The organism is Peptococcus niger, from assembly GCF_900101835.1.
Classification (GTDB): Bacteria; Bacillota; Peptococcia; order Peptococcales; family Peptococcaceae; genus Peptococcus; species Peptococcus niger.
The window spans coordinates 1-22,015 of the sequence record NZ_FNAF01000017.1; the positions used below are offsets into that span (position 1 = coordinate 1).

18 protein-coding genes and 1 rRNA gene are annotated in these 22,015 nt (G+C 49.7%); 16 read left to right on the top strand and 3 right to left on the bottom strand.

Annotated features, from left to right (window positions below):
- The 3 genes from BLQ16_RS08850 to BLQ16_RS09835 form a co-directional block, all read left to right on the top strand.
- Nucleotides 1-234, top strand: a 234-nt coding sequence (locus BLQ16_RS08850; protein WP_200781912.1) for a transposase, incomplete at its 5' end; no start/stop codon positions are given.
- A gap of 433 nt (nucleotides 235-667) precedes the next feature.
- Nucleotides 668-2,077 (top strand): DUF7788 domain-containing protein, encoded by a 1,410-nt coding sequence (locus BLQ16_RS08855; RefSeq protein WP_091792371.1) that lies wholly within the window; start codon nucleotides 668-670, stop codon nucleotides 2,075-2,077.
- Nucleotides 2,078-2,580: 503 nt separating this feature from the next.
- Nucleotides 2,581-3,501, top strand: coding sequence for a C40 family peptidase (locus BLQ16_RS09835; RefSeq protein ID WP_144019690.1), 921 nt, complete (start codon nucleotides 2,581-2,583; stop codon nucleotides 3,499-3,501).
- Nucleotides 3,502-3,694: 193 nt separating this feature from the next.
- Here BLQ16_RS09835 and BLQ16_RS08865 read toward each other — a convergent pair whose 3' ends face one another.
- Both BLQ16_RS08865 and BLQ16_RS08870 read right to left on the bottom strand, forming a co-directional pair.
- Nucleotides 3,695-3,979 (bottom strand): helix-turn-helix domain-containing protein, encoded by a 285-nt coding sequence (locus BLQ16_RS08865; protein WP_091792373.1) that lies wholly within the window; start codon nucleotides 3,977-3,979, stop codon nucleotides 3,695-3,697.
- A complete protein-coding gene (locus tag BLQ16_RS08870; protein ID WP_091792374.1) occupies nucleotides 3,972-4,331 on the bottom strand; it encodes a type II toxin-antitoxin system RelE/ParE family toxin in 360 nt (119 codons plus the stop codon). The genes BLQ16_RS08865 and BLQ16_RS08870 overlap by 8 nt, the downstream gene beginning before the upstream one ends.
- Before the next feature lie 329 nt (nucleotides 4,332-4,660).
- Between BLQ16_RS08870 and BLQ16_RS08875 the strand changes: the two genes are divergently transcribed.
- A complete protein-coding gene (locus BLQ16_RS08875; protein ID WP_091792375.1) occupies nucleotides 4,661-6,652 on the top strand; it encodes an LTA synthase family protein in 1,992 nt (663 codons plus the stop codon).
- 390 nt (nucleotides 6,653-7,042) lie between these two features.
- Complete coding sequence (relB, locus tag BLQ16_RS08880) at nucleotides 7,043-7,270, top strand: type II toxin-antitoxin system RelB family antitoxin (RefSeq protein ID WP_091792376.1); 228 nt, start codon at nucleotides 7,043-7,045, stop codon at nucleotides 7,268-7,270.
- 545 nt (nucleotides 7,271-7,815) lie between these two features.
- On the opposite strand, the gene BLQ16_RS08885 is transcribed toward relB, so the two are convergent.
- Complete coding sequence (locus BLQ16_RS08885; RefSeq protein ID WP_091792377.1) at nucleotides 7,816-9,279, bottom strand: hypothetical protein; 1,464 nt, start codon at nucleotides 9,277-9,279, stop codon at nucleotides 7,816-7,818.
- Nucleotides 9,280-9,837: 558 nt separating this feature from the next.
- Between BLQ16_RS08885 and BLQ16_RS08890 the strand changes: the two genes are divergently transcribed.
- From BLQ16_RS08890 to BLQ16_RS08940, 11 genes are all read left to right on the top strand, one after another.
- A complete protein-coding gene (locus BLQ16_RS08890) occupies nucleotides 9,838-12,090 on the top strand; it encodes a copper amine oxidase N-terminal domain-containing protein (RefSeq protein WP_091792378.1) in 2,253 nt (750 codons plus the stop codon).
- Between the two features lie 443 nt (nucleotides 12,091-12,533).
- Nucleotides 12,534-13,982, top strand: coding sequence for a copper amine oxidase N-terminal domain-containing protein (locus BLQ16_RS08895; protein WP_091792379.1), 1,449 nt, complete (start codon nucleotides 12,534-12,536; stop codon nucleotides 13,980-13,982).
- 113 nt (nucleotides 13,983-14,095) lie between these two features.
- Nucleotides 14,096-14,281, top strand: a complete 186-nt coding sequence (locus tag BLQ16_RS08900; RefSeq protein WP_091792380.1) for a type II toxin-antitoxin system HicA family toxin — start codon at nucleotides 14,096-14,098, stop codon at nucleotides 14,279-14,281.
- A gap of 33 nt (nucleotides 14,282-14,314) precedes the next feature.
- Nucleotides 14,315-14,716 carry a type II toxin-antitoxin system HicB family antitoxin gene (locus BLQ16_RS08905; protein WP_091792381.1) on the top strand — a complete coding sequence of 134 codons (402 nt, stop codon included), beginning with the start codon at nucleotides 14,315-14,317 and terminating at the stop codon, nucleotides 14,714-14,716.
- Between the two features lie 380 nt (nucleotides 14,717-15,096).
- On the top strand, nucleotides 15,097-15,978 hold the full coding sequence (locus BLQ16_RS08910; protein ID WP_091792382.1) for an Abi family protein: 882 nt from the start codon (nucleotides 15,097-15,099) through the stop codon (nucleotides 15,976-15,978).
- A gap of 60 nt (nucleotides 15,979-16,038) precedes the next feature.
- Nucleotides 16,039-16,347, top strand: coding sequence for a hypothetical protein (locus BLQ16_RS09740; protein ID WP_200781913.1), 309 nt, complete (start codon nucleotides 16,039-16,041; stop codon nucleotides 16,345-16,347).
- Nucleotides 16,348-16,879: 532 nt separating this feature from the next.
- Nucleotides 16,880-18,322, top strand: coding sequence for a copper amine oxidase N-terminal domain-containing protein (locus BLQ16_RS08920; RefSeq protein ID WP_159428069.1), 1,443 nt, complete (start codon nucleotides 16,880-16,882; stop codon nucleotides 18,320-18,322).
- An 86-nt stretch (nucleotides 18,323-18,408) separates the two neighbouring features.
- Nucleotides 18,409-19,392 carry an SLAC1 family transporter gene (locus BLQ16_RS08925; RefSeq protein WP_091792384.1) on the top strand — a complete coding sequence of 328 codons (984 nt, stop codon included), beginning with the start codon at nucleotides 18,409-18,411 and terminating at the stop codon, nucleotides 19,390-19,392.
- A 318-nt stretch (nucleotides 19,393-19,710) separates the two neighbouring features.
- A complete protein-coding gene (locus BLQ16_RS08930) occupies nucleotides 19,711-20,193 on the top strand; it encodes a copper amine oxidase N-terminal domain-containing protein (RefSeq protein WP_091792385.1) in 483 nt (160 codons plus the stop codon).
- Nucleotides 20,194-20,231: 38 nt separating this feature from the next.
- Nucleotides 20,232-21,566 carry a copper amine oxidase N-terminal domain-containing protein gene (locus BLQ16_RS08935; RefSeq protein WP_091792386.1) on the top strand — a complete coding sequence of 445 codons (1,335 nt, stop codon included), beginning with the start codon at nucleotides 20,232-20,234 and terminating at the stop codon, nucleotides 21,564-21,566.
- 212 nt (nucleotides 21,567-21,778) lie between these two features.
- Nucleotides 21,779-22,015: ribosomal RNA gene (locus BLQ16_RS08940) — 16S ribosomal RNA — on the top strand; the annotation flags it as partial.

The following is a 22,015-nucleotide window of genomic DNA, read 5'->3' on the forward strand; positions in this document are numbered from 1 at the left end:
ATGGGATATTTAAAAGGAAAAAGTAGCTTAATCATATTTGATAGACACGCAAACCTAAAGTACAAATACGGAAATAGGCATTTCTGGTGTAGAGGCTACTACGTCGATACCGCGGGAAAAAATGCGAAAAAAATCCAAGAGTATATCAAAAACCAATTGGAAGAAGACTATTTGGCGGATCAGATAAGTATGAAAGAATTCATCGACCCGTTTACGGGTCAGCAGGTCAAATAAAGTATGAAAATAGGCGCTTTAGCGCCAACTGGGGATTTGTTGCAAAAGAAAGAAATTCAGAGCACGTGAGTGCTGCCGGTAACAGCCCCTTATAGGGGCATAACAAACCACCGGCTAAGCCGGTGGTTCTGATTATTGGGCCGATTATTGGTATGCCCGGGCCCTCTTGGTGGACCGGCGCGGCATTGGAGATGGCCGCCGGTCGTTTTACCGCAGCCGACTCAGGGGAGCGGAAACTTGACTTTTTAAAACTTAAAAGGTAAACTTTTAACAGAAATAGGGCTAAGAAGAGCAAGGGAAAAGGTCGCTCCTGTCGGTCATGCCTGGGTAACGGGCAGTCATATCGCTTGCATTTTGTGTTTATAATTAAGACTGCTTCTTTGGCAGTCTCTTTTTTTAAAAATTGCGCCAATAGAACTAAAGGGGGTCAATTATGACTAATTTTGATCAAAACTCAAACCGCAATGAAGGTCTGGCTAAAGAAAACGCCAGCGGTCACGCTGCCGTCGCTGCAAATCTGGACCTGTTTTATCAAATGGATACGCTTGAAAACGACAAAGAAAAGCTTGAAGAACTTTTCCAGCAGGCCTATCAGGAAAATCGCGACCTGGCCTTAGCCAGCCTCCTGTACTTGCGGGATGTCCACAAGGGCATGAACCAACGGAAGCTTTTTAGAGACCTTTTGCCCCTGTTGACCAGCAAAGACATTTGCCGCTTCATCGAACTCACGCCGGAATATGGCCGCTGGGACGATGTTTTGTGGCTCTTGATCGAACCGGTTGACAATGAAGTCAAACGCTTTTTAATGGATACGATTGGCAACCAGCTGAAATCCGACTTCCATTCGGACAAGAAACCCTCTTTCCTGGCAAAATGGATGCCCATTGAAAGCGCCACCAACCCGGATACCCAACAACTGGCCCGGGTATGGTCTGAAGCCCTGGGCTTGAGTCCGAAAAGATATCATGAAATTTTAGCCCATGTCCGTGAACGCGGTCATTTGGATGAAGATGAAGCAACTGAAGCCGCAGATCAACCGACCGGGACAGCACAAGACACCCCGTCGGAGGCCGAAGATGCTGCCATCTTGCCCCATGAAATTGTCCACCGGATGAGATGGTACCAAGAACACCCGGATGACCCGGACGCCGCTGAAAGAACCGAATATTTGAATAAAGTCTGGGCAGACTATACACTCCCCGGAGCAATCCGCAATACCCTGGTGCTCCGGGACGGGTCCTATTCCATGTGGAAGGACCGGGTCGGTGAATACCGCTTGCGTGAAATTGTAGACGCCTTAACCGTTTTCTTCAGCGAACGCTTAACCGGCGCCTTTGCCGATCAATTCATCACCTTTTCGGCCAATCCGGCCTACGTTGAATTGCCGGCAGGCGACCCTCTCCTGGACAAACTTATCCTTTTACAGGAGCATGAAGAGCCCTCCACAACAGACCTGGCCAAGATCTATGACCTGATCCTGGACCGGTCAAAGCAAGTCACTGACCCCAAAGACTACATCCGGCGCCTGCTGATTATGTCTGACATGACCTTCGCCAGCCCGTATGAACTGGAAACCGTGATTAACCCGGAAAAAGCTGAAGCAACCTTCTCGACTTATAGAGAAAAATTCCAGCAAGAAAACATCCCCTTCCCGGAACTTGTTTATTGGAACATCGAAAGCCCCCACCTGGCCCTGCCCGCGTCAGGCTATGACAACGTTAAGTTAATCCGCGGCTACAGCAGTTCGGTTCTCGAAAACATCCTTACAGATAACCTCCCGGATGCCTACGATATTATGATGGATACCCTCCGTCCCTACCTTGGCGCGGTCCAAGACGCTTAATAACAAATGTTACGCTACCCCCGGCCTGTACAGGCCGGGGGATTTTTGTGTAAATCCATTTATCGAAGCCATCTGCCGAAAATCATCGCTCCCGGTTCAAGCCATTTAAACAATATTGTTTGTGGACCTGCCGGAGATATTTTTTGTAGGCATAAAAGATGATTAAAAAGGAATCAAATATGCGCATAAAAACTATTTTGATAGGGGCAAAAAAGGGGTTAATTGCCATAAAAGTTATCCGAATGAATAAAAATAACGAGTGAAAAAAATCCCAGGTCTGTTACAAATGCCGCCAAAATATACGAACATACATTCCTTGACTTGTGTAACCTTTTACCCGATTGACCTGGAAAACCCCTTTATTAAGGGAATATACTTGTACTAATCGCTCACGAACCGGAAAAATAATTTGTAACAATAGGATGACAGTTGTCTACAAATGATTGAAAGAGGTCCACCGCTATGCTATCATTACCAACGTGTTAGAAAGGAAGTGTATTTTGTTGAAAAAGACACTATGTGCGGTGGCCCTGTCCCTCGCTGCAGCAGCAGCCTTGACATTTGGCGCCCAGCCGGCGCAGGCAGCTGACCCCGTTTATTATGTAGCCGCTCCCCAGCAATCGGATTGGCACCAGGTGACGGTCGATCAACCGGTCGTTAACCAAGAAGGTTTGATGTATTTACCGATGCAGTCGGTTTTTAAAAGCTTAGGCACAGATATTATTGTTAATCCTGACAACCAAGCCGACAAGATTAAACTTGTCAGCGGTGCAGAAGCTTATGAACTTTACACTTACAGCGCCGATAATAAAAAATACGTCGGCGTATCCGCCAACGGCCCCTGGTACAGCCTGCCGCAGTTTAACGGTTTAGATTATATTCCTATGGCATTTATCCAAACTTTAACCAACCGGACTGTGGCCGTAGCAGGCGCTCAAGTCGTGGCCTTCGTTGACCAAAACCCGACCTGGCAACAAACCGCACAAGGATATAGCAACAGCAATCCTTTCTGGCGCGGCATTTTACCGGCTTACTCATTTAACCCTGTAGCCCCGGCCAGCACCAATGCGGCACAAACCGTCAATGGCAATACTGTTATCGCCTCCGCTCAGCAATACATGGGCGTCCCCTATGTATGGGGCGGCATGAGCCCGGGTGGCTTTGACTGCTCCGGCTTAACCAGCTACGTATTTGCCAAAAACGGCAAAAAACTCCCCCGCACCGCAGCAGCCCAGCAAAGCTGTGCCAAACCGGTTGCCTTTAATGACTTGCAACCCGGCGACCTCGTTTTCTGGGGCGCGCCGGCCTACCATGTTGGCATTTACATCGGTGACGGTAAGTACATCCACGCACCCGCACCGGGTCAAAGCGTGTCCATCGGCACCTATGCCGGCTTCCCCTTTACCGGCGCCGGTCGCGTATAAGCCAATTTTTTAAAAACACCATATCAAGTCTTGCTGTAACACAATGTAAATAACACAACCCCGTCTCAAGAAAAATGAGACGGGGTTTTTGCTATTGCGTTTTAAGCGGACAAAAGAAAATCAGTGAACCGGCAGATGCCCTTGCATTAATCGGTCGCTCTCAAGGGAGCAAGCCCTGCCGGCATATAAAAAGCTACATGTTGTTTTCGAAAGTGATTTTCACGTGTTTCCCCATTCCGGATGCCAGCCGGCTTAATGTCCGAATAGAGGGATTGGCATTTCCGTTTTCTATCTTACTGATATCGCCTTGTGAAATGCCGGTCATCTCAGATAATTCTTTCTGAGTCATCTGCTGTTCATCACGTCCGTCAAGCATTGCCTTTATAATTTGAAACTCCACTTCCAAATTATCCCATTCTTTTTTGAAATCCGGATCCTGCAATTCTTGATTTAACGTTTCTCTAAAATTCTTAGCCATGTTGGTCACATCTTTTCTTATAATCTTCCCGATATTGCTTAGCTTTTTCTATTTCTGATCTTGGCGTTTTTTGCGTTTTTTTGATAAAACCGTTTGTCAAAATAACCCTGTTATTAACCACAAAGAAGTACAAAATCCGACTGGAATCACTTCCCTGATTTACCCTTAGTTCAAAGATACCATCTTCCAAATGCTTAGAGTAAGGTTCTCTAAGGCTATTTCCTTTCATCTCTAAAAGTTCAAGTGACCTGAATATTTTAGCCTTCATTTTTACATCCAAAGATAAAATAAAATCTTCAGCTGGATAGCTTCCATCTTCTTTTTCAAAGTATTCTACCGTGAATTTTCTCATAAGCGCTCCTTTATAGGGATATTTTATAGGATTTATCCTATATTGTCAATGCAAAGGCTTTCAGAAGCATGGCTTGCTGGTATTCATATACAGAAGATAAGCAAGCCCTGCCAAAGCAAGAGCATTCAATCATGCTAATGTGGCGCTTTTTTCTTTTGCCGATGCCCTGCTCTTACCGCAAATGGTAAAATAGTTGTAAAATCAGCGCCAATAACGTGCAAAGCCCTCCCGCTTATGATAAGATAAGACCACCAATTAATCCTTTTACATTAAAATTAGCGATAACTCATTCAAGAATAACCATAGAAAACAACAAAGGAGGCCATAGAATGACCGCAAAAGAAAAAATAAAGTCCTTGGCAGTGCGCTTGTGTGAGCGCATTTTTTCACGTGATGTTGCCAAGTTTCTCGGAGGCGGGGCACTTGCTGCTGCCGTCTTGACCATTGTCGTCCTGTTCGCGGGCTCGTGGGGCTATGCCACCGGGCTCTTCACCAGCTATTTTACCAACCCCTTAACCCTATTGTTAAACTTCCTGCCCATTTACGGCTGTGTCCTCTTGTTCGGGCTCATTTTACAGAGCCTGCGCCTGTCTGTCTTTATCTCAGGCCTTTTCTGGATGGGCATTGCCGTGGCGAATATGGCCATGATCAACTGGCGCCACGCCGCCTTAAAGCCGGATGACTTCGCCTTAATCATTCCAACCCTTAAAATATTACCTCATTATATGCACGACATGGACTTTAGCCTGCTCTTTTACGCCCTGGCCGGCATTGCCGGCCTTGCCCTCTTTGCTCGCTTTATGCCTAAGACTAAATTTCATCCAATTTCTCGGCTCCTTGCCGGTCTGCTTGTCGTCGCCATCGCCGCCGGTACCGGCAACGTGGTCTACGCCAGCACCCCCCTGTATAAGGAACAATACCTGAAAAACCAGCAACAATGGTGCGACTCCACCGGCATCACCTACCGGCTCCACTCCGACCGCTACCAGGCCAACGGCGTGGTTTACTCCATGAGCTACAACACCAAATTTTCTCTTTACGATGACGAGGCCGGCTACAATGCCGCCAACGGCAAGGCCTTAGCGGAAAAATACGGGTCCCAGCCCATTCCCGCCAACCAAAAGGTCCACGTCATCACCATCCTCTTGGAAAGCTACATGGACTTTTCCTCCGCCGCCAAGCCCAGCACCCTCCAGTTCCCCGGTGAGAACCCCTACGATCCCCTGCACGCCCTCCAGGCCCGCTGCATCTCCGGCAACATGATCAGCGACGTCTACGGCGGCGGCACCATCAATATTGAAACCGGCGTCCTCACCGGTCTCTACAAGCGGGACAATTACATCAACCACCCCGGCCCGTCCAACGTGCGCTATTTCCTTGAAAACGGCTACCGCACCGTCGCCATGCACCCCAACGACGGCTACTTCTACTCCCGCTTTGACCGCAACCCCAACCTCGGCTTTGAAAACTTCCTCTACACCCAGAACCACTTTAAAAACAACCTGAGCGAATACATGCCCGACGCCCAATTCATGCCGGACATCAAAGCCCAGCTCGACCGCTACAAGGCCCAGGGCCCTACCTTCCTCTATGCCGCCAACATGCAGGGCCACGGCCCCTATAACTGCGTCAGCATCAAGGACAAAGAGTGGTTCCCCTTCCAGGAAGGCATGCGCCGCCAGGCCTACGTTATGCTGAACAACTACTTCTCAGACGTTAGCGCCACCGGTAAAGCCCTAACCAACCTCATCGACAGCATTGAAAATGACGATGAACCCATCGTCCTCCTGGCCTTCGGTGACCACAGTCCGCGGATGGAAGAAGGCGGCTACGAGATCCTCGGCTTAAAAGCCCCGGACGGCACCGTCCAAGCCAAGCTCAACAACTACGCCACCCCCTACCTAATCTACGGCAACAACGCCGCCAAAGCCATGTTCAACAATAGCTTCACCGGCCAAGGCCCCACCGCCGACCCGGAACAGCTCATGTCCAACATCCTCTTTAAAGAACTCGGCTGGCACGGCAATGCCTACCAAGCCTTTATGCAAGACATGGGCAAACGTGTCACCTGTCAGAAAAACGACTTCTGGGTCGTTGACGGTGTCGAATCTGTCATCTACCCCACAGAAGTCAAACCCATCCTCGATAACCTCGTGGACATAGACATCTTCTTCAAACGTCAAAAATATGAGCCCGCCAAGCAAATTGACGAACGGGCCAACGTAGCCAAATACGAAAGCGACTCCCCAGCCGGCGCTGATCCGGACAGCTCCGAAAACGCCGCTACCCGGTCCCAAACCGGCCAAGCCAAGGGACGCTGAGGCCAATTTAACCTAAACCGCATCAAGAGAGGCCACCCCTCACTTGATGCGGTTTATTTTTATGCCCGCCCGGCCGACGGACAGGACGCTGAAAAAGTTCGGAAAAATTTCCCGATTTTTGATATACTGAACCTAACCCACATCACCGATAAGCAAGGCGTCACCCGCAGGGTAAAATCGTGCGAAAAAAACAGTGAATCGTGCGAAAATCAGGCAATGCAACCGGGATAAAAGGCCATCTAAAGGGATTCTTGAAAAATGGAATCGTGCGAAAAAACGGCGAATCGTGCGAAAACCGCATGGCAGGATGGGAAAGGGAGCAAGGTATCCTCCGGTCATATTTCCCGGACGACCGCAGATGATATGACCCAATAAAAAGGAGTGGGACAGATGACCACCATTAAAATTCAGGTGAACAAGGATGAAAAAGACCTCATTCAAAAATATGCGGAGCGCTTAGGCCTATCAACCGCTGAACTGGTGCGCAGCTCCGTATTGGAAAAAACAGAAGATGACCTGGACCGACAGGATGCTGACGCCGCCTATGCTGAGTATCTGAAAGATCCCACCGCCGTCTATTCTTTAGAAGATCTGGAAAAAGAAGAGGCCCTATCATAAGTTCCAAACAAATAATCCCTTATAGCAACAGAATGCCCACCCTACCGCTTAGCACACTTGCGCGCGGGGTGCCCGGGTGCTATACTAAAGCCGAGGAAATAAAAATGCATTGTTGCACCAAAAAATCCCCCACCAATGGCAGTTGGTGGGGGATTGACATTAGCGGGACTTCCGCCCGCTTATGAGTAGTAGCATTATCATAAGCGTACCAATGTCTGACTGCAAGGAAATATAAAAATGCATTGTCGTCACCTCCCCTCCGCTGCTAGAGCAGCTGGGGATTGGAAGTCCTTGTGGATAGTATAGCATACTTGCCCATCGGGCACCGGGCTGCTATACTGAGACATGGAGATGCTAATAATCATTTAATCACAAAAAGAGACCCCACCAATGGCCGTTGGTGGGGTCTTGCCATGAACGGGACTTCCGTCCGCTTATGACCGGAAGCCCTATCATCGGCGCCAATCCCCCCTCGACCAATCAAGGGGGGATTTTGCTATCTTCATCATATTAAATAAAATCGCCACTGCCCCAGCCGGCCCGGCTTAGTCGCACCGGCAGGCGTCTGCTTCCTCCAGGGCTTGGCGGAGGGCGTCGCGGACGGCGGTCAGGACGTAGCGGCGGGCTTCCGGCTTGCTGTTGGCGTCAACCACCTGCCAGGGAACGGCCTTGCCGGTCCGGGCGACCATCTCCGCCATGGCGGCGGCGTAGGCATCGTACTTATCGTGGTTGCGCCAGTCCTCATCCGTCAGCTTATAGCGCTTGGCCGGGTCCTTGGCCCGGGCAATAAGTCGCTCGTTCTGCGTCTCCTTATCAATAACCAGCAAAAACTTCAGCACCAGGACCTTGCCGCGCAAGAGGCTCTCCTCCATGGCCACAATCTCATCATAAGCCTGGTCAATCCGGGCCGTGGGCGTCAAGTCCTCAATGCGCTCCACCAGGACCCGGCCGTAATAGGACCGGTCAAAGATGGTCAAATGCCCCTTCTCCGGGAAATCCCGGTAAAACCGCCACAGGTAGTGGTGGGCCAAATCATAGGCAGTCGGCGCCGCCACCGTCGCCACATGGTAGCCCCGCGGGTCCATCCGCCTGGTCAGCCGACGGATGGTGCCCCCCTTGCCGGCCGTGTCCGTCCCCTCAAAAACCACCACCACCGGAATCTTCCGCCGATAAATTTCCAGCAAGAGGTCACCCAGCTCCTCTTGCAGGGCAGACAAGTCCCCCTTATCCCGGGGCTTTTGCGGCCGCAGGGGCGGCGCCTTATAGGGCGCCAGCGGGTCATTGCCCGGCGCCGGCGCCGCCAGATGGGCCTCCAGCGCCCGGATGGTCAGGGTCATCGCCACCAGCGCCGCCTGCTTCTGCCGGCTGGTGTCCAGCACATGCCAGGGAGCCGCCCCCTCCGTGGCCAGGAGGACCCTCCGGTAGTGGGCCGCATGGTCCTTGTAATAGGCCAGGGGCAGGGCATTCGCCACCAGCTCCGTCTGCGCCGCCGCATCGCCCTCTGCCACCAGGGCCCGGCGTCGCTTGGCCACCCGCTTGCTCAGATCCTTCCGGTCCAAATGTAAGAAAAACTTCAGCACCAGGGTGCCGTCCGCCGTCAAAAGGTCTTCAAAAAAGCGGATGTCCGCCACATACCGGTCCATGACCGCCGCCTGCTCGTGCCAGGCCCGGAGGACCTCATAATACTGGCTCCGGTCAAAAATCACCAGCTCCCCCGCCGCCGGCGCCGCCCGCATATACCGCCAGAGGAACGTATGTGCCCGCTCCCGGGAGGTCGGCGCCTCAAAAAGCTCCACCCGAAAATACCGGGGGTCCAAGTCCCGGACCAACCGGCTCAGGAGCTTCCCCTTGCCGGCACACTCCCAGCCGTCAATCACAATCAAGGCAGACCGCCCGCTCTTGGCCAGCGCCCGCTGGAGCACCGCCAGCCGCGCCCCCAGCGCCTCTAGCGTCGCATCTGCCGGCACGACCTTAGCCGGATCCACCGGCTGTAAATCCGTCATCCTCATCAGCAAACCCTCCTATAAACTATCCGCCGGCCGGCGCAAATGACCGCCCGGTCCCACTTATCTCCCATATACCGCCGCCGGCTGATTTTCAAGCAAATTCTCAAAATAATTGACAAAATGGCTACAAACCGCTAAAAATAGGCGCATTCACCTTGATTTTGCAAAACACCGTTGCTATAATAAGCCTGAACCCTTTGACAGCGGTTTATTTTGTGAGGGCACCACTGGGCGACCAACCATCCGTCCGGCAAGCGCCAAATACAGAAGAACCCCTTGTCTGGGGTGTACAAACAGCACAAGGTGTTGTTAACCTGCCGGTTTTCCGGCAATGTATGATCCATAGCAAAAAAACGTCGAAAGGGGGAGTTTGGCCACAGCACAACTCTTTCGCCGCCACTACGACAGTAGACGGCACCGCCGCTAGTCGGCATGGATGATACGCGCAGGCTTTGAGACGGCGAGTTCTCATGTAAGTCCCGCAAACCCGACGCAGAGGGTTAGACTGCAACCCCCGCAGGTGGGGCATACCTGCAGATATTATCTTGGGAGGGAAATATATTGAAAAAGACAACTAAAAAAGTAGTCAGTCTTCTGACTATCCTGTCTTTCCTGCTGACCTTAGTTCCGGCAGGTGCGTTATTCGCAGCTGATACCGATCCGTCAAAAGACCGGTCCTATGTGGAAGTTGAAGATGATACACGTGATGTGGGCGATGTTACCCAAGTTCGTGTAGGCTTAAAAACAGCCACTGGCTTATCGGCTGAAGCTGGCACCAATGAAATCGTTGTGTGGGCCGGCACCAACAGTACCAGCAACGACAGTGTTGAATTTATGGACACAGTGGAAAATTACAAAGACTCTAACGGCGCTGAAATGCAGGGCGTTTACAAAATTACTACTCCTGTAAAAGGCGTTAATGAGATGAACGTTAAGTTCCACAAAGAAGGCGACTATCGCTTTAATGCAGCTATCGTTCCGACCGGAGCCAAAATTGAAAACATTTCTGATTTGGCCCAATACCGCATCAATGAAAATAGTGATGCACTGGTCAAAGTTAGACCGGACGAAGACGTTAAATGCATCAAAGTCTTGGATGGAGATGGTAACGAACTTGCCACTTTAACCGAAGATAAGAACAAAAGCGATAAGAAAATTACTGTTGATGCAAATGGTTTAAAGGAAACTAAAGTTAAAGTAGTTGCTTATAAAGATAAAGAAGGCACGATCTTGGCCGATAAAGGCACGGTTGTTGACTTTGACACCAACTCTGCCAACTTGGTTTTAGATAAGACCTCTGACAAGATTGACTACACCGGTGAAGCAGAAGTTAAACTGACCGGTGATGTGTATGGCACCTATAAGCTCTACATCACCGTTGGCGATATTGATGCTACCTTAGAAAACGTTGTTGTTGAAAAATCTGAGGCTTCTTACATTGAATTGACCAAGGCACCGAAAAATGCCCTGGCTTGGAACAGCGATTTCAAGACCAAAGGCATGGAAGACTTTGTTCACATTCAAATTAAAGACATCAACAACAATGTGATGAAGAGTAAAATTACAAGCGAACCGATTTTTGATTCCGGTGATCCTAAAGAATACGTTAAAGTTTTAAGTCAGCCGGACAGCATGGATCTTGATGATGATCAATTCTATGTAAAACCGGTCAAAAACAATGCTGGCGAAGACAAGGATTACTACACCCTCGTTTCTGAAAAAGAACTGAAAGCAGGGAAATATTCCGTTCAATTGGGCCTGAAAAACGGGAAGAAAGTCGTTGTTAACTTCGAAATCGCTAAATTCGGTACCGCAAAAGACTTGAAAATTGATTACGATACCGAAAGTGTTGAATTAGAAGCTGACGTTGAAGCCCCGACCATCGTCCTCGTTGACGAAAACGGCGTTGAAAAGAAATCCGAAAAACGCGTAACCTTAGGCTACAATGGCTATGCTGTAAAAGAATTTGACACAGATGACGGTTCTTTCACCGTTAAAGACGATGAAAAATACCTCGGTTCTAAAATCACCGTTACCGCTGTTGCCGAGCGTGAAGGTTTGTCTGCAAAAGCAGAATTGACCGTTGCTCAAGATGGCCGCAACATCAAGTTCCTGGATAACAAAGGGGCTGTTGGCGCCAACAACAAAGTCATCTTCCAATTGGTTGATGGCGATGGCAAAACCGTTGCCCTCGGTGGCGGCGGCTATGACACCAGCGCTGTAACCATCCAAAGCGTTAGCGACGACACCGCTAAAGTATCTGCCACCGTGAACAACACTGGCGACCTGTCTGATAAGGGTACCGGCGAATTAAGCCTGACCTCTGACAAACCGGTCACCGCTGACATCCAAGTGTATGTCCGCAACAAAGATGGCAAATACTATGCCGGCAACCTGAAATACACCTTTGGTAAAACTGCATCCAATGCAGACACCACTGTTGTTATGACCATCGGCAGCAAAGACGTTATCGTTGACAACAACATCGTTGCTACCGATACGGCTGCTCTGATCAAAAACGACCGCACCTTCGTTCCTTACCGCGCACTCGCTGAAGCTTTCGGCGCTAAAGTGGAATGGAATGAAAAAGACCGTACCGTTACCACTGAAATGGACGGTAAAAAAGTCGTTATGACCATCGACAAAAAAGAATACAAAGTAAACGACAAAGAAATGACCATGGACGTTGCGCCGTACATCTCCGGCGACCGCACCCTGGTTCCGGTTCGTTTCGTAGCAGAAGCCCTCGGCTTCAAAGTCACCCCGACTTACAACACCGATGGCACCACTGCTAGCGTTGTATTCAACAAATAATCTTAACCGATTATTTCAAGGACACCCGTAAGGGTGTCCTTTTTTATGCCCGGATATGGGCAGTGACCGGCTCAAGGGCAGGCCGCCATACCCGTCTGCAAAAACCGCTTCAGGCCCATGGAGGCAGGTTGCCCGCCTTGAAGCCGGGACGGCGGTCTCGGCCTGTCGCTCCGGTCCGGAAGGGGCGCCGGAGCAGTCGGGCCTGAGCGCAAGAGAGAGGCAGGGCCATCGGAGAAAAAGAAAAGTGGGAATGCATAAAGCCGGCAAAGGCATAGAGAAGGCTTGAGAGGGGGCCGGCGCTTTTCCTGTGCCCTGCGGTTGGACCAAGTGGCCCGGTTAATTGTCACCGGATTGTTCCCGATTTTAAATTGAGCTTTTGCCGGGGCTGTGATATATTGAATTTAGCTAAAAAACCATCCGGAGCGCATCAAAGGAGGAAGCATATGCACAGCATGAAAAAACGCATCGTATCATTGACCATGGTCGGCGCCCTTGCCGCCGGCTTCGCCGTCACCCCGGTTCAACCGGTATTTGCAGATGACCCGGGAACCCCGGCAGGAAATCAGGAAGAACAAGAGAGCCAGGTTAATGTTCAATTTCCCGGCTTAAAAGCCGACACCGGCGCCTACAGCATTTTCATTTCCGGGCTTAAAAAGGGCAATGTGGTCCGGGCCTACCTGCAGCACCCCGGCGGAGAGGCAAAAATGATCAAGGAAGAGGCCATGACAGAAGATGAAAGTCTGCATGACTTCCAATTGACCTTTGGCAAAAACGGAGATGGGGATCCCCTTCTCTCCGGTGACCAACTGTCTGTCAAGGTATTTGCCGATAAAGACCTTGAGTCTGAGCTGACAACAAGCGAGCAAGCCACCTATGTTGATAACATCAAAAATCGTCCGGCCAAAATGACCACGGATCCGGCTTCTTTGGTCCGCGATAAAGAGAAACAAACCGTCGCCGTTCATTTTGATAAAGACTATGAAGCACAAGAGGGCGATGAACTTAAATTAACCGCCTACACCAAGGACGGCTATAAGCTGGAGGATAATGCTGACAACAAGGCCAGCAGCAAGGTTAGCCTGTCAAAACACAGCATGGACCTCACCATCACCCCGGTGAAAGGCGCTGCCTACTACACTGTTGAGTTTGCGAGCAAGGGCACCGTTGTTGCTGACTTAACCCAGAAGCTGACCATTGGTGCAGACTTCTCTGAAGCCACCGAGCTGGTCCTGGATTACGGGAAGACCACCGTTAAACCGGGTGAAAAAGTGACCCCCAAGGTTTACCTGAAAAATAAAGACGGCGACACCCTGGACGTCTCTGACCGGGCCACCTTCTCTTATGACGGCGATGCCATTGAAGAAAAAGGCCGGGAAAAAGGCGGCTTCACCGTTAAAGCAGATAAGAAATACATCGGTGAAACCATCCGGGTGACCGCTGTTGATGGAACCCGTGCCGTAACCCGGACCCTTACGGTTAAAGAAGATGAACAGGCCGCTTCTAAAACGTCCATCGTATTGACCATCAATTCCAAAGATATGCTTGTCAACGAAGAAAAAGTGATTATTGATGCCCCGGCTGTGATTAAAAATTCCCGGACCTTTGTGCCCCTTCGTGCGGTAACCGAAGCCTTCGGTGCCAAAGTTTCCTTTGACGATGCCACCCGGGTGGTCACCATTGAACTGGGGAAAGACGTTGTGAAAATGCCCATCGGGTCTAAAGTTTACACCGTTAACGGCAAATCCATGACCATGGACGTCGCGCCTTACATCCAACCCGGCGCCAACCGCACCATGATTCCCGCCCGCTTTGCCGCTGAACCCTTCGGCTTCACTGCCGACTTCACCAAAAATACCGATGGCACCGTTGCAAACGTAATGTTCAAAAACTAAGCCATCCATAAGCTTTTAAGGACACCCGCCAGGTGTCCCGTTTTTTATGAAAAACAATAGGAAGGTATTGACACGTGTTTAATACGTGTTAAAATGAATTTGGGAGGTATAAGATGACTAAATCATCCCGGGAGGTCATTCGACTGCTTAAGGATGATGGTTGGGTCTTAGTTCGGGTAAAAGGGGATCATTACCAATTTAGACACCCGAATAAATCCGGAACGGTAACCGTTCCGCACCCAACAAAGGATCTAACACCAAAGACCTTGAAAAGCATCTATAGGCAAGCCGGTTGGTGACCGGCTTCCTCCCATTTTTTTATGAGGGGTGATATGATGGCTTTGACCGATGAAGTGACTTATCCTGTAGTGATTGAACGGGAAGATGACGGGTACTTTTTCACCGTACCGGACTTGGAGACGAATGGACTTTATGAGGAAACTTTAGAAGACGTCGTTGCCTCTGCTAAAGCTTTGATTGCCTTAAACTTAGACGATGACGGGGCCTATCCGGCTGCAACGCCGATTGAAACCCTTAGACGGGGGTTATCAGATGGGCAGGAAATTCTCCTCGTTTCCGTGTGGATGCCCTACCAAAGGGCGCAAATAAAAGAAATGTATCGGAAGAAAACATTAACCGTTCCGGTGTGGCTGGATCTTTTGGCGACAGAAAAGAATATTAACTTTTCACGGGTTTTGACCGAAGGGTTAAAGCGGGAGCTGAATATCCAATAAGAGGAGAATACCCGGGGCATAAAGTACAGGTAGGCAATGGAGCAGAGTTCGTCAATGATGAAGAAGGTACCGACAAACTTGGCCTGTTTCAGAAAATAGCGGAGAGCCCGGGGATCCAGATCAGAAAGACGCGGCCCTACTCCCCCTGGCAGAACGGTAAAGACAAGTCTAGACTTCAAAAGTCCTAATCAGGTAGTAGAAGCGTATTTCTCAAAGTGTAACATATGTCTTGACAGTTAAGATTATTTCTTTTCTCATGTATGTTATTGACTTTGACTAGGTCTATGTTATACTTAATTTAACAGAACCTCTCCACGCTTAATGTAGATTTTCTACATGCGGACCACGGAGAGGGCTTTTTTATATTAAGGAGAACTTATATGACATTAAAACCTGCTTTAAACTACGAAGATCAAATTATTAAATTAAAAGTTGACCATAACTTAACAATCAAAGATGAAGTTTATGCAACAGAAATTTTGGAAAAAGTTAATTATTACAGACTTTCAGGTTATGGTATTGGTCTTAAAAAACATAATAATAAAGAGCATTATAAAAATCATATCACTATCGAGCATCTCTTTAATCTTTATTGCTTTGATAGCCAGTTTAAAAACAAGCTCATTAGAACTATTGAGCAAATTGAAATAGAGCTTAGAACTCAAATTGCTTATCACCTAGCTATTACGTATGGTTCTGATGTACTTATGCATGAAGATAATTTCATTGATAAAAGGAATAAAAAAGGTCAAACCATATATTCCATCATAAATGAGAATCTGAGCAACGAAGTTGACAGGCAAAAGAATAAACCATTTGTTAAACACCACCTAGGAAAATACGATGGAAAGTTTCCAATCTGGGTATCTGTTGAGCTCATGTCTTTTGGAAATTTATCTTCTTTATTTAGTATTCTTAAGGATGAAGATCAAAAAGAAATTTCTAATTATTACAACACAAACCCTAAATATTTAAAAAATTGGATTTTATGTCTTGTTGAAGTTAGAAATATTTGCGCCCATTACACTCGACTTTATAATATGCCTTTAAAGGAAACTCCCCGTCTTTATTCTGAAAACGAACAATATAAGGGCAAGCAAAATAAAATATTTCCCATTCTTTTAATCATAAAGAGACTCCTAAACTCAAACGATCAATGGGAATCCCTTTTAAAAGATTTAGAAAATACCTTTAATAAATACCAAGACTACGTCAACTATAAATTTATGGGTTTTCCTCCTAATTGGAAAGACATTCTTTAATAGGGCCTTTGCCTTGCCCCCAAGGGTTGGACCAAGAAGTCCAACCTTTGGGGGCTTTTTATGGCAAAATACAGTTATGAATTGAAGAAGAAAATCGTCGAAGAATACTTATCCGGGAAGAGAGGCTATCCCGTCTTGGAAGATAAATATCAAGTTGGCGAATCACAGATCAGACGCCGGGTCAACAATGAAGACGGAAAGGTTCTTTATAGAAGAAAAGTATTCACCAGCGAAAGGGAACTGAAAAAGCAAGTACAGAAACATGAAGACCTCTATAACCGAACGGCAAAAACAAGTCTAGACTTCAAAAGTCCTAATCAGGTAGGAGAGGAGTATTTCTCAAGGTGTAACGTATGTCTTGACAGTTAAGAAAAAAACATAAAAAAATTCTTTAGCAGCTATTGTAATTGTCTGAATCATGTGATAGTATGTCAGTAAGAAGTATTGATCGTACCCGCAAAAAAAGATAGGCCTTTTGCCAAGTAGAGGGGCTCACATCAAAAACTTGTTGCACGCCTTATGTACGTATTATCAGGAAACGGTTGACGAAACCTTGTCTTTTAATTCGGTTTTGGAGGTTGTACACACTGAAACGTAAAAAGATTAAGTTAAGCATCGACAAAAAAACAAACAACGCCCCTAATGTATTGTTTGCTTAGAGATACGATCAATCCATCGTAGCACCTGCCTTGTGCAGGTGCTTTTTTTTTGTGCTTTTTTCGGACCGGTCAAAGAAAGCGCCGGTCCGGCCGTTTGGCTGATGAGCCGGTGGCGTCTTGACCGGTGTGACTGGACTTGAATGAGGATTGTCATTTTTTTGTTATGCCGGGTGAATTGTTCCCTGCCCATCTCTATGGTATAATGTATCTATCATGTGATGATTGACAAAGGAGGCAAAACCGTGATTAGAAAAAAATTGATGGCCGGCTTAACGGCGTTCGCGTTTATTTTCTCAACGGCAGGGGGCGTGGTGCCGCCACAGCCGGCACAAGCCGCTGAAACGGAGCACAGCGTAGATATTTACAACTTTACCCAGGATACGGAAAAGGTCCTGGTCTTTACCAAGGGGGTAGAGGCGGGAGATGTCTTTCGGGTTACCCTGACATCGGCAGATGGTCGTGAGTATAGTTTGGGAGCGGGGGTTATCCGCAAGTACGATCAAGAGGTGCTTGAGTTGACGCCGACCCAATACCCGATGCTTAAAAATTTACGGGCCGGCGATAAATTGACCGTTGAAATCATTCCGGAAAGAGGTTCCCGGTTTGAGAATACGGTGACTTTAGATGGCGTTAAAGTGAAACCGGCCAGTATGACCCTTGCAGAGCCGACCATCATCAAAGACAAAAGGGCGCAAACCCTTACGGTCTGCTTTGACCGCGACTACAAGCCGTCCTCTTCGGACTTCTTGCAGTTCGTTCCCTATGATAAAGACGGCAAGCGGATGGATCGCCGAGATGCGCAAGAGTTTAATATCTTAGATCAAGACTTAAGAACGCGTAACAGCAGTCAGGAACTGAGTCTGCGCTTTACCCCGGCCAAAGAGGCGGCCTATTATGAAATTCAGTATGTTTCCGGCAATACCATCGTCGATGACTTGACCTTAAAAGTTCCGGTGGGGGCAGACTTTGCCAATCCGAGTGAACTGCTTTTGGAATACCCCTCCACCAAGGTTAAGTTGGGCGAGACCGTTCAGCCGAAGGCATATTTGAAAAATAAAGACGGCGAGAAGATGGACGTGACGTCCACCGCTATATTTACCTATACGGGCGTTGCAATGGAAAATGCCGGTCGGTCCAAGGGCGGCTTTACAGTGAAAAAAGATGAGAAATACATCGGTCAGAAGGTTATCGTCACCGCCGTGGCCGGCGGTTGTACCGATACGGTTACCTTGACCGTGGTGGGCCGGGACGGCTCTTCTGAGCAGGGAGATGTCCCCGGCGTACCAAACGGCAAAACCGGTGTCATTATGAACATCAATTCTAAAGAGATGATGATCAATGGGCAGAAAAAGGCCATTGATGCGCCGCCGATTATCCGTGATGACCGTACTTTTGTGCCTGTGCGTGCCGTAGCGGAGGCCTTTGGCGCCAAGGTGACCTTTGATGATAAAAATTACGTGGTGAACATTGAATTGGATGGCAACACGATTGCCATGCCAATCGGTCAAAAGAACTACACCGTTAACGGGCAGACCCGGGCCATGGATGTAGCGCCGTACATTGTTTCCGGCGTTGACCGCACCATGATTCCGGTGCGTTTTGCGGCAGAAGCCATGGGCTTTAAGGTGAGCACGACGCAAAACAACGATGGCACCACTGCCAGCGTCATTTTCAAAAACTATTGATTTAAGGGATAAGAAAGCCTAGGACAACCGGCTCTGCAGCTGCAGGGTCGGTTTTATTGTAGCTTTAATCGAGAGGGGTGAGTCCGATGAAGGCTCAAGCGGGCGGTCGGTCTTGCTGGCGGCAGGCAAACGATTTTTTGCGGGAGGCGGATGCCCAATGGATGACCATTTGCTTAGGGTTGACCAGTATGGCCAACGCCGTGGCCTATAGTGGGCCGGTGGATTTGCGGCCGGTAGCGGCCGGGTTTACCTTGACGGTGATGGCCTTAATGGCTTGGCGGGCCTTGTACACGCCGGGGCTGGCGGCGAAGGAGCTGGGCACCCTGGGCGGCTTGGCGGCCTATCAAACGGGGATTATGGCGGCCTACTTTATGTGCGTTCAGCTGGAGTCCCTTAATCCGGCCCTGGCCAGGGGCCTTTGGTCGGCGGCCTTTGCAGGCAACCTGGCGGTGATCGCTGTGTTTTTTCAGAGGCAGGTCCGGGACGGGTTTGCCTTGCGCAAGGTCACGCCGGTCTGGTATCTGATTTTCCTGGGGATTGCGGTGGCCGCAATTACCGGGGCCTCTATGGGGTATGGGCGCTTGGCCTGGGGCGTGGCTGTTTACAGCGCCGTCTTTTATTTTGTTTTAACGCCCTTGATCCTGCTGCGCTTGTTGCGCTATCCCTTGCCGGAGGAGATGAGGCCCAGCAAGGCGATTATGTGCGCAGCGCCGAGTGTGCTGCTGATGAGCTTATTGGCCGGGCTTCCGAAGGTTGCCCCGGGCTTGGCGGTGGTCCTCTTCTTATTGAGCCAAGGCTTTCTCTTTTGGCTCTACGCCCAGGCGGGGCGGTTTCGCCGCCTGCCCTTTACGGTAACCTTCGCCAGCTTTACCTTCCCGGCGGGCATATCCGTGTTGACGATATTTGCCTTTCGCGACCTCTATGTGCCGACGGCGGGGCCGGTCTATTCCCTGTTGACGCTTGTCGGTTATGGGGAGTTGACCATTGCCTGTGGGGTGGTCCTGGGGGTGGTGGCCCTGTTCGTCCGCCATTCAGTCCGGTTGTGGCGCCGGATTAACCGGCAGGGGTAAGCACTGGGGCTTCGGCCTCTGCCGGGGTGAAGGAGGAATTTTGCCATCAATTCTTATAAAAGCCCCCTTGCTAAAAAAGACGCCGGGGTCTATGCTTATAGGCGGTGTCGGCGGTGCGTTACTAAATTGTAACCGCAGCCGGAGGCGAAACCGGGAAGAAAGCAGAAATCGTTGCAAAAAATAGAGCGTTTGTTCTTGATTTGGTAACAGTTGCCGGTGGGATCCCGAGGCGGTGGGGTAGATTGTCATCGACTTGATGCCCATTTTCAGTGGGATTGAGGTATCATAGCTCTTGTATGTTGAGAGGAGCTATGCAGATTGAAAAGTAAAAAGCAACTGAAAAAAGTCGTTTGTGGTGCTTTAAGCGTCGCTTTATTGAGCGGGGGCCTTTTATTGGCCCAGCCGGCGGAAGCGGCCAACGGAACGGCAGTGACCTTCTACCTGGGGAGAACCGACGTGATCGTTGACGGTACGACCCAGACCTTGCCCAAGGCGCCGAAAGTGACCGCCGGGCGCACCTTCATTCCCTTGCGCGCCACGGCTGAAGCCTTCGGCTTTAAGGTGGCCTACCATCCGGAAGACCGGACGATTACCATTGAAAATAAAGACCGCCGGCTGGAAATGTCGGTGGATATGACCTATTATCGGAATAACGGGCAGGTCGCTTTTATGGACGTGGCCCCCTATGTGACCGAAGATGGCCACACCATGGTGCCCATTCGTTTCGTGGCCGATGCCATGGGATTCACCACCAGCGTCAGCGGCGTTAAAGACAAGCAGGTTATTGAAATACAGGGCTAAATGTTGATTGATTTAATTGATGGAAAGCGGGAGGACATATGAATAAAAAAGGAATCAGTCTTGTTTGCACCGGCGCCTTACTCTTGGGCTTGGCGCCTCAAGTGGGGCAGGCGGCGGACAGCGTCAGCATAGATGATGTCACTGTCGGGGGAGCTCAAGCGACCCTCCATTACCAGGGGGCCAAGGCCGGGGACTGGTATCATATTGTTATGGGCGACCAGTACGTGCGGGGCAACTTGAGCGCTGACGATGTGACCAAGGGGGCTTTGACCCTTTCCTTACCGCGCGCGGCCGCTTCAGGCGACACGGTACATGTGCAGATGGCAGGGACCGGCAACCATTTTGTGGCGGCGAAAACCAAGGCCAAGGCCCAGACTGGTGACGCCCAGCAAAAGGGGGTCTTGACGGCGGCTTACCCGGCAGAAGTCAAGCCCGGCAGTACCGTTAAGCCCAGAATCACCGTCAACAAGGCTGATGTTTCCGGTGACGTGATTTACAGCTATAGCGGACCCATCGTCGCCGGCAGCTTCGTTAACGGCGGCTTTACCGTTGCTTCAGATGCTCCGGAAGGCAGTGTCATCAATGTAAGTTTGATGTATGGTGACCGGACCGTTAATAAGAGCCTTGTTGTGCGCAAGAATCCGTCACAAAACACCCCGGGAGAAAGCCAAACAGGGGATTTCAATCTTGCACAGACCCGGGCCCAAAAAGGGCAGGAACTCTTGACCGACATCAGCTTGAAAAAAACCGACCAGCGGGCCAAGTCCTTAGGTGTTGCTGTTATCCGGAAAGAAAATGCCGGTGCCAAGGTAAGTGCATCGGTGGTTGATCCAGCCGGCTTTTTAGCCTCCGGCAAGGGTAAGTTGAAGTTCAAGGCCGACCAAGACGGCACCGTTGATTTGGAATTGCGGGCTTTTGACACCGCCGGGCAGGTCCTGGAACGCTATCCCTTCCAAATCATGGTGGGTCCATCAAGCATGGCAGCCAACCAGGTGCGGATGACCATCGGCTTAAAATCCTTGGTCATCGGCAATGACCAAAAAGAAATGGATACGGCCCCCTTCATTCAAGACAACCGCACCTTCGTGCCCTTGCGGGCTCTGGCGGAAGCCTTCGGCGCCAAAGTGGAATACGATGACGCCAACCAGGGCATCCGCATTCAGATGGATGGGAAAGACCTGCTGATGACCATCGGCAAAAAGACCTTCACCATCAACGGCGTGCAAAAACAAATGGACGTGGCCCCCTACCTGACCGCCAGCGGCCGCACCATCGTGCCCGTTCGCTTTGCTGCAGAGGGCCTGGGCTTTAAGGTAGATACCACCGCAGATGCCCAAGGCCTGACGACCGACGTTATCTTTACCAAAGCCTAATAAAAGCACAACCGCCTGACGCCTTGGGTCAGGCGGTTTTTTGTCGATTATCTTAAAAAATCTGCAGTGGCGAAAAAACTATTAAAAAAGAGTTGACAGGCCTGATCGTGCGTGGTATTATAAACAAGCTGTCGCAAGCGGCAGCTCTTTGACAATTAAACAGCCAGACAAGCGTACGAATTAAGTGAACATGAGCTAGAGCTTTTACGTATAACACGGAGAGTTTGATCCTGGCTCAGGACAAACGCTGGCGGCATGCCTAACACATGCAAGTCGAACGGACGGAGGAAAGAGACCTCTTCGGAGTGACCTTTCCCGAGTTAGTGGCGGATGGGTGAGTAACGCGTGAGTGACCTGCCCAGCAGTGGGGAATAACAGTGAGAAATCATTGCTAATACCGCATATCTTACAAGTGCTTCATGGTACCTGTAAGAAAGACGGCCTTCGTG

Excerpts from the sequence above, each read along its gene's own strand:
- BLQ16_RS08855 (WP_091792371.1), top strand. The coding sequence starts at position 668 with ATGACTAATTTTGATCAAAACTCAAACCGCAATGAAGGTCTGGCTAAA.
- BLQ16_RS08865 (WP_091792373.1), bottom strand. The coding sequence starts at position 3,979 with ATGGCTAAGAATTTTAGAGAAACGTTAAATCAAGAATTGCAGGATCCG.
- BLQ16_RS08870 (WP_091792374.1), bottom strand. The coding sequence starts at position 4,331 with ATGAGAAAATTCACGGTAGAATACTTTGAAAAAGAAGATGGAAGCTAT.
- BLQ16_RS08875 (WP_091792375.1), top strand. The coding sequence starts at position 4,661 with ATGACCGCAAAAGAAAAAATAAAGTCCTTGGCAGTGCGCTTGTGTGAG.
- relB (WP_091792376.1), top strand. The coding sequence starts at position 7,043 with ATGACCACCATTAAAATTCAGGTGAACAAGGATGAAAAAGACCTCATT.
- BLQ16_RS08885 (WP_091792377.1), bottom strand. The coding sequence starts at position 9,279 with ATGAGGATGACGGATTTACAGCCGGTGGATCCGGCTAAGGTCGTGCCG.
- BLQ16_RS08895 (WP_091792379.1), top strand. The coding sequence starts at position 12,534 with ATGCACAGCATGAAAAAACGCATCGTATCATTGACCATGGTCGGCGCC.
- BLQ16_RS08900 (WP_091792380.1), top strand. The coding sequence starts at position 14,096 with ATGACTAAATCATCCCGGGAGGTCATTCGACTGCTTAAGGATGATGGT.
- BLQ16_RS08905 (WP_091792381.1), top strand. The coding sequence starts at position 14,315 with ATGATGGCTTTGACCGATGAAGTGACTTATCCTGTAGTGATTGAACGG.
- BLQ16_RS08910 (WP_091792382.1), top strand. The coding sequence starts at position 15,097 with ATGACATTAAAACCTGCTTTAAACTACGAAGATCAAATTATTAAATTA.
- BLQ16_RS09740 (WP_200781913.1), top strand. The coding sequence starts at position 16,039 with ATGGCAAAATACAGTTATGAATTGAAGAAGAAAATCGTCGAAGAATAC.
- BLQ16_RS08925 (WP_091792384.1), top strand. The coding sequence starts at position 18,409 with ATGAAGGCTCAAGCGGGCGGTCGGTCTTGCTGGCGGCAGGCAAACGAT.
- BLQ16_RS08935 (WP_091792386.1), top strand. The coding sequence starts at position 20,232 with ATGAATAAAAAAGGAATCAGTCTTGTTTGCACCGGCGCCTTACTCTTG.